This is a genomic window from Desertihabitans aurantiacus, assembly GCF_003344635.1.
Taxonomy (GTDB): Bacteria; Actinomycetota; Actinomycetes; order Propionibacteriales; family Propionibacteriaceae; genus Desertihabitans; species Desertihabitans aurantiacus.
Genome location: NZ_QPKK01000202.1, coordinates 1 through 7,194, shown reverse-complemented (window position 1 = coordinate 7,194; position 7,194 = coordinate 1). Strand labels below are relative to the sequence as shown.

At 74.3% G+C, this 7,194-nt stretch carries 7 protein-coding genes and 1 pseudogene; 1 reads left to right on the top strand and 7 read right to left on the bottom strand.

Annotation, left to right across the window (positions count from 1 at the left end; genetic code table 11):
• The 7 genes from DVA66_RS14785 to DVA66_RS14755 all read right to left on the bottom strand — a co-directional run.
• Positions 1–796, bottom strand: a 796-nt coding sequence (locus DVA66_RS14785) for a LacI family DNA-binding transcriptional regulator (protein WP_157974024.1), incomplete at its 3' end; no start/stop codon positions are given.
• Positions 789–2,558, bottom strand: coding sequence for an ABC transporter permease (locus tag DVA66_RS14780; RefSeq protein WP_198671791.1), 1,770 nt, complete (start codon positions 2,556–2,558; stop codon positions 789–791). The genes DVA66_RS14785 and DVA66_RS14780, both read right to left, overlap by 8 nt.
• Positions 2,555–3,562 carry an ABC transporter ATP-binding protein gene (locus tag DVA66_RS14775; RefSeq protein ID WP_114560774.1) on the bottom strand — a complete coding sequence of 336 codons (1,008 nt, stop codon included), beginning with the start codon at positions 3,560–3,562 and terminating at the stop codon, positions 2,555–2,557. The genes DVA66_RS14780 and DVA66_RS14775 overlap by 4 nt, the downstream gene beginning before the upstream one ends.
• A 60-nt stretch (positions 3,563–3,622) precedes the next feature.
• On the bottom strand, positions 3,623–4,699 hold the full coding sequence (locus tag DVA66_RS14770; RefSeq protein ID WP_114560773.1) for an extracellular solute-binding protein: 1,077 nt from the start codon (positions 4,697–4,699) through the stop codon (positions 3,623–3,625).
• 187 nt (positions 4,700–4,886) lie between these two features.
• Positions 4,887–5,708, bottom strand: coding sequence for a TrmH family RNA methyltransferase (locus DVA66_RS14765; protein WP_114560772.1), 822 nt, complete (start codon positions 5,706–5,708; stop codon positions 4,887–4,889).
• Positions 5,709–5,715: 7 nt separating this feature from the next.
• A complete protein-coding gene (locus tag DVA66_RS14760) occupies positions 5,716–5,967 on the bottom strand; it encodes a hypothetical protein (RefSeq protein ID WP_114560771.1) in 252 nt (83 codons plus the stop codon).
• Complete coding sequence (locus DVA66_RS14755) at positions 5,967–6,749, bottom strand: ABC transporter ATP-binding protein (RefSeq protein WP_114560770.1); 783 nt, start codon at positions 6,747–6,749, stop codon at positions 5,967–5,969. The genes DVA66_RS14760 and DVA66_RS14755 overlap by 1 nt, the downstream gene beginning before the upstream one ends.
• Positions 6,750–6,811: 62 nt before the next feature.
• Between DVA66_RS14755 and DVA66_RS14750 the strand changes: the two are divergent.
• A pseudogene (locus DVA66_RS14750) lies at positions 6,812–7,194 on the top strand (hypothetical protein); the annotation flags it as partial.

The window sequence follows — 7,194 nt, the reverse complement described above, 5'->3', positions numbered from 1 at the left end:
CGGCCAGCCTGCGGGCGGCCAGCCCGCGCAGCACCGCCAGCTGGCGGACGTCGGAGGTGCACAGCACCGCGGTCGCGCCGGCGGCCACCGCGTCCAGGGCGGCCGGCACCCCGTCGGCCGGGTCGGGCCCGGTCCGCAGCCGCCGCACCGTCACACCGGACAGGGCGCGCTCCAGGTCGTCCCCGCGCCGGTGCTCGCCGTAGGAGGTCTCGGCCGAGGCGCCGAGCAGCACCACGTCGCGGTGACCCAGCGCCACCACCCGCTCGGCCAGCAGCCGGCCGTGCCACTCCTCGTCGTAGGACTCGGCGTGGATCCGCGGGCTCGCCTCCGGACGTCCGACCCGCACCATCGGCACCTCGGCGGCGAACGGCTCGAGCCGGGCCGAGTCCACGCCGCCGGTGGCGACCAGCAGCCCGGCCACCCGCATGCCGAGCAGCCGGCGCAGCGCCAGCACCTGGCGCTCCCCCTCCGGGTCGGCACCGATGGTGACGGTGACCAGCTCCAGCCCGGCCGCGGCGGCGGCCAGCTCGAGGGAGGAGAAGAGCTGGCCGTAGACGGGGTTGGCGGCGTCACGCAGCATCAGCCCGATCGCCCCGCCGCGGGCACCCGAGGCCAGCTCGGTGGCCATCAGGTTGGGCACGTAGCCCAGCTGCTCGGCGGCCCGCTGCACCCGTTCGCGGGTGCTGGCCGCGATCCGGCCCTGCCCGCGCAGCGCCCGGGTGGCGGTGGCGCGGGAGACGCCGACGGCCCGGGCGACGTCCTCGATCCGCACCCCGAGGGCGCCCTGGTCAGCCACGGGCGGTCCCCGCCGGCCGGCGGCGGTAGACCGCCCACAGCACCAGGCCCTGGACCACCATCAGCAGCACCGTGTAGACGAAGGTGATCCCCATCGACTGCACCGCCGACTCGCCCTCGGTGGACTGCTTGATCGCGATCCCCAGCGGCTCGAAGAGCGGGTGGTAGAGGAACACGGCGGCATCGTAGTCATCGAGCAGGCTGGTGAAGTTGAGCGCGGCGACGGCCGCCATGGTGGGCGCGATGAACGGCACCACGACCCGGCGGACGGTGGTCAGCTGGCCGGCGCCGAGGATGCGGGCGGCGTCGTCGACCTCGTCCGGGACGGCGGCGAAGGCGGCCTTGAGCAGCCGCAGCGTGAAGGGGATCTTCACCACCACGTAGGCCACCCCGAGCAGCACCACGGTCCCGGTGAGCACCTGCTGGGCGACCAGCAGCCGCGGCCGGTCGAAGGTCATCACCAGACCGAGGGCGATGAGGATGGTGGGCAGGATCCACGGCAGGTGCAGCACGTACTCCAGGGCCGAGGCCATCCAGCTGCGCCAGCGGCTCAGCAGCCGGGCGACCAGCACCATCGCGAGCACGACCACCACCGAGGCCAGCCCCGAGTAGACCACCGAGACCACGAACGGGGCGAGGGCGCCGGCGTCGGTGAGCACCGTCACCCAGTGCTCGAGGGTGAGATCGCCCAGACCGATCGAGCCAGCCATCACCGCACGCGGGTCGACGAAGGAGAAGACCACCGCGCACAGCACCGGCACCACGTAGACCACCCACAGCAGCCAGGCCAGCACCTGCACCAGCACCGCGCCCCAGCGGGTGCGGAACGGCTGCGGGGTGATCGGGGTGGCGACCTTGGCCACCGCGAAGTAGGTGCCGCCGCGCTCGACCCGGTTCATCAGCGCGAGCAGGACGATGGTGGCCAGGCCGAGCAGGATCGCCAGCAGCGCGGCCACGTCGCGTGAGCTCTCCGAGCGGGCGAAGGTGAGGATCATCGGCGCGACGGTCTGGAAGTCGCGCCCACCCAGCACCAGCGGGGCGGTGAGCGCGCCGAGACCGGTGAGGAAGGTCAGCACCGTGACGGCGAAGATCATCGGCCGCAGGCTGGGCAGCACCACCCGGCGCAGCACCGTCGTCGGCGAGGCGCCCATCAGCCGGGCGGCCTCGACCGACTGGGCGTCGATACCCGCGAGCGCGGCGGAGAGGAAGAGCATGTGGTTGGTGGTGGTGGCGAAGGTCATCACCAGCACCACCGCGACGAACCCGGAGAACCAGTCGCGGTCGAGGTCGGGGTACCACCGCGCCAGCGCGTTGGTGACGAACCCGTAGCGGCCGTAGATGAAGCTGTAGCCGGCGGCCAGCACGATTCCGCCGTAGACGAAGGTGGTGGCGTAGCCCAGCCACAGCACCCGGCGGGCGCGGACGCGGAACCAGCCGGTGACCAGCACGATGAACACCCCGACCACGTTGACCGTCACGGCCAGGGTGGCCGCCAGCAGCACGCTGTGGCCGAGGGAGCGCAGCGCCCGCTCGCTGGAGAGCAGCCGCTCGAAGGCGCTGAGGCTGAGCCGGCCGTCGGGGGCGAAGGTGGCCTGCAGCAGGGTGACGTTGGGCAGCACGAGGAAGGCCGCGGCGAACCACAGCGTGGCGACCAGGACGACCACACCGAGCGGGGAGCCGAGCACGCGCCGGGTGCTGCCGCGGCCCCGGCGCACCCGGCGCGGGCCGGCGGGCCGGACCGGGGTGAGGGTGTCGGTGCTCACCGCGCCGCCCCGAACCGGTGCACGCGGTGGGCGTCCAGACCGACGGTCACCGGGTCGCCGAGGGCGAGGTCGACCGCCGCCGCGCTGGGCACCGCGGCCAGCAGCGGGTCACCGGCCAGCTCGAGCCCGACCATGGTGGACGGGCCCCGGTAGGCCAGCGTGCGCACCACCGCCGGGGCGCCGCCGTCGACGGCGAGCCGGACGTGCTCCGGGCGCACCCAGACCTCCCCGTCTCCAGCAAGCCCGTCACCGTCCAGCCCGGCCAGCAGCCGGCGCTGGGCGTCGGTGAGCCGGGTCGCCTCGCCGACGAAGTCGCACACCTGCGCGGTCGCCGGCTGCTCGTAGACCTCGCGCGGGGTGCCGACCTGGGCCAGCCGTCCCTCCGACAGCACCGCGATCCGGTCGCTGAGGGCCAGCGCCTCCTCCTGGTCGTGGGTGACGTAGACGGTGGTGATGCCGACCTCGCGCTGCAGCCGTTGCAGCTCCCCGCGCAGCTGCACCCGCAGCTTGGCGTCCAGGTTGGACAGCGGCTCGTCCAGCAGCAGGATCCGTGGCCGCAGCACCAGCGCACGGGCGATCGCCACCCGCTGCTGCTGCCCGCCCGACAGCTCGGCGACGCCGCGCCGCAGCTGCTCGGGACGCAGCCCGACCTGCTCGGCGACCCGGTCGACGCGTTCGCGCTGCTCGGCCCTGGCGACCCGCTGCACCGACAGCCCGAAGGCGATGTTCTCGGCCACCGTCATGCTGGGGAACAGCGCGTAGCTCTGGAAGACCATGCCGACGCCGCGCCGCTCGCTGGGGACGTCGGTGACGTCGCGGCCGTCCACGTGCACCCGGCCGCTGGTGGGCTGGACGAACCCGGCCAGCGCCCGCAGCGCGGTGGTCTTGCCGCAGCCGGACGGGCCGAGCAGGGTGAAGAACTCGCCCTCGGCCACCTCCAGGTCGAGCCCGTGCAGGGCGACGGAGTCGTCGTAGGCGACGCGCAGCGCGTCGAACCGGATCATCGGTCCTCCTGGGACGGGGAACGGCGGCCGGAATGGGCGTCCGGCCGCCGTCGGGGCGGGTCAGGGCAGGTACTCCAGCTCGATCCGCTCGACCCACTCGCCGATGTGCTCGCGCACCACGGCGTAGTCGATGTCGGCGCGCTGGACCGAGCCGACCAGCTCGACGACCTCGGGGTTGGCCTGCTCGGCGGCGACCTCGTTGACCGGCATCGCGTCGAACTCCTGGGCGAAGGCGCCCTGCACCTCCGCGCTGCCGAACCAGTCGATGAACTCCGCGGCGCGCTGCTCCTGGTCGGTACCGGCGATGATGCCGATCTGCTCGGTGACGTAGGGCACTCCGGAGGCCGACGGGACGACGGCGGTCTGCGTGCCGTACTCCTCGTCCCGGGAGAACACGCTGCCGCTGGGGATCACGCCGTAGTCGACCTCGGCCCGGTCGAAGCGGGCGTAGAGGTCGGTGCCCTCCACGGCGGGGTTGCCGTTGGCGAAGTAGGCCTCGACCGCGGCCCAGCCCTCGTCGGAGACCTGGCCCTGCTCATCGGTGTAGGGCGCCAGGATGCCGGCGACCACCAGCTGCGGGGTGGCCTGGCCGAGGGAGGTGTTGACCTCGTAGCGGCCCTGGAACCGGGGGTCGCTCCACAGCTGGCTGACGTCGGTCGGCACGTCGGTGACCCGCGCGCTGTCGTAGGCCATGACGATGGCCTGGTCGACCAGCGGCCAGTAGGCGCCGTCGACCGGGTCGCCGGCCTCCTGCGGCACCTCCCCGGACCAGGTGGGCTCGTGGGCGGTGATCGCCTGCTCGGCCTTGAGCTGCTCGAAGTACATGGTGTTGAGGCCGTAGACCACGTCACCGACCGGGTTGTTGACCTCGGCGATGATCCGGTTGGTCAGGTCGGCCCCGCCGAGCCCGACGATCTCGATGTCGAACCCGGCCTCGGCGGCCTGCTCGGTCACCCACTCGCCGCGGCCGTCGGAGTTGGAGTTCGTGTAGACCACCAGCGGCCCGCCGTCGGCCGGCGCTCCCTCACCCTCCGGCGCGGCCGCACCGCCGCCGCAGGCCGTCAGCGCGGCCAGCACCGTGCCGGCCAGCAGCAGGGCCGCCGGCTGGCGCAGCCCGAGCCCGATCCGTCGTTCCATCGCTGTCTCTCTCCCTGCGACCCGGGGGTCGCCTCGCCTCCTCGGAGGCCGCGTCACCAGTGGTGCGGTCGCGCGACCGCACGCACTGTAGACCGCTCCCGGTGAACGGCGGGACCGACCCCGGTGAACGGCGGGTGCCGGCCCGGAACAACCTTCGTGACGGGCGGTCCGACGGCCGGGCGGACGGTCAGGCGGACGGGCCGAAGGCGTAGCAGGCCACCGCCGCCGCGGCCGCCACGTTGAGCGAGTCGATGCCGCGCGCCATCGGGATCCGCGCCACCACGTCGGCCTGCTCGACCCAGCGCCGCGACAGCCCGTCGCCCTCGGTGCCCAGCAGCAGGGCGACCCGCCGCCCCGGGTCGGCGGCGGCCTCGGCAGCCACCTCGGACAGGTCGCGGGCGTCCTCGGAGAGCGCGAGCGCGACCGTCCAGAACCCGGCCGCCCGCAGCGTCGGCACCGCCTCGGCCCAGTCCTCCAGCCGGGCCCAGGGCAGCGAGAACACCGCGCCCATGCTCACCTTGACCGAGCGCCGGTACAGCGGGTCGGCGGCCCGGGGCGCGAGCAGGCAGCCGTCGAAGCCGAGCCCCGCGGCGCTGCGCAGGATGGCGCCGACGTTGGTGTGGTCGACGACGTCCTCGCAGACCACCAGCCGGCGCAGCGCCAGCAGGTCGGCCACGGTGTGGCGCTGCTGGCGGTGCAGCGAGGCCAGCGCCCCGCGGTGCACGTGGAAGCCGGTGACCTGCTCGGCGAGCGCCTCGCCGACGACGTACACCTCGACGTCGGGGTGGTCGGCCAGCAGGTCGGCCAGCCCCGCCAGCCAGCGCTCGGCGAGCAGGAAGGAACGGGGACGGTAGCCGGCCTCCAGCGCCCGGCGGATGACCTTCTCCCCCTCGGCGATGAACAGCCCCTGCTCGGTCTCCAGGTGCCGGCGCAGCGACACGTCGCGGAGCCGGACGTAGTCGGCCAGCCGCTCGTCCGCGGGGTCGTCGACGGGGACCAGTCGGGCCATCGGCGACTCAGGCGGGACGGCCGGCGCGCGGACGTGCCCACCACACCGCCACGCCCGCCAGCACCAGCGCGACGAGCAGCTGCAGCCACCAGCCGGCCGGCCAGAGCGCGGCGACGACGGCGACCAGCGCGACCGCGGCCGCCACCGGCAGCAGCCGTCGGTCCGCCACCACCAGCCGGGCGGCGGCGACCAGCGCGGCCAGCGCCAGCCACAGCAACCAGGGGTGGTCGCCGAGGAAGTCGTTGAGGTTGACCGGCATCAGCGGGCCGTCGCCGACCAGCGGCCACGCTCCTGGCGCAGCACGAGGTCGATCTCGAAGGTCTCGCTCATCGCCTGCTCGGTCAGGGTCTCGGCCAGCGGACCGGCCGCCACCACCCGGCCGTGCTTGAGCAGCAGGGCGTGGGTGATCCCGGCCGGGATCTCCTCGACGTGGTGGGTGACCATCACGGTGGCCGGCGCCGTCGGGCTCGAGGTCAGCTCGCTCAGCGTGCGCACCAGCGACTCCCGCCCGGTGAGGTCGAGACCGGCGGCCGGCTCGTCCAGCAGCAGCAGCTCGGGGTCGGTCATCAGCGCCCGGGCGATCTGCACCCGCTTGCGCTCGCCCTCGCTCAGCGTGCCGAAGGTGCGCTCGGCCAGGTGGCCGACCCGCAGCTGGGTCAGCAGCTCGTCGGCGCGCTCGTGGTCGAGGGCGTCGTACTCCTCCCGCCAGCGCCCGAGCACGGCGTAGGAGGCCGAGACCACCACGTCGTGCACGCTCTCCGAGCGCGGCACCCGCTCGGCCAGCACGGCGGAGGTGACGCCGATCCGCGGCCGCAGCTCGAAGACGTCCACCATCCCGAGCAGCTCCCCGAGGATCTCCGCCACCCCGGCGGTGGGGTGCAGCTGGGCCGCCAGCACCTGCAGCAAGGTCGTCTTGCCGGCCCCGTTCGGGCCGATCACCACCCACCGGTCGGCCTCGTCCACGGTCCAGGTGATGTCGTCGACCAGGGTGGCCGTGCCACGCCGGATCGTCACGCCTGCCAGGTCCGCCACTGCCGCCATGGGCACGAACCTACAAGATCGGCAGCGGCTCCCGGGCCGGGTCGTTCGCCTACAGTGGCCCGATGCCGCGTCTCGCCGCGATCGCTCTGGCCACCCACCTCAACACCCTCCAGCACACCCCGCTGAGCGCCGAGGTCGCGGCCTCCCAGATCGCCCACGGCGACGTCGCCCACCACGTGGTCGACGCCGAGGGCCTGCTCGGGCTCGACCCCCTGCGGGCCACCGACCTGCTCGACGCGCTGCGCGCCGTCCAGCTGCTGGCGCCGGGCTCCTGGCTGCTGGCGCTGCCCCGGCCGGGGGCGCTCGGGGTGCTCCGCGGGCCGGTCCAGCTCAACCAGGCCGCGCTGGAGGCCGGGGCCGCGGTGGTGCACGAGGGCGGGGTGTGCGCCTTCGTGCCGCACCGCGTCGGGCCGGCGGTGCAGTGGCGGGTGCTGGCGGCGCACCG

Excerpts from the sequence above, each read along its gene's own strand:
- DVA66_RS14775 (WP_114560774.1), bottom strand. The coding sequence starts at position 3,562 with ATGATCCGGTTCGACGCGCTGCGCGTCGCCTACGACGACTCCGTCGCC.
- DVA66_RS14770 (WP_114560773.1), bottom strand. The coding sequence starts at position 4,699 with ATGGAACGACGGATCGGGCTCGGGCTGCGCCAGCCGGCGGCCCTGCTG.
- DVA66_RS14765 (WP_114560772.1), bottom strand. The coding sequence starts at position 5,708 with ATGGCCCGACTGGTCCCCGTCGACGACCCCGCGGACGAGCGGCTGGCC.
- DVA66_RS14760 (WP_114560771.1), bottom strand. The coding sequence starts at position 5,967 with ATGCCGGTCAACCTCAACGACTTCCTCGGCGACCACCCCTGGTTGCTG.
- DVA66_RS14755 (WP_114560770.1), bottom strand. The coding sequence starts at position 6,749 with ATGGCGGCAGTGGCGGACCTGGCAGGCGTGACGATCCGGCGTGGCACG.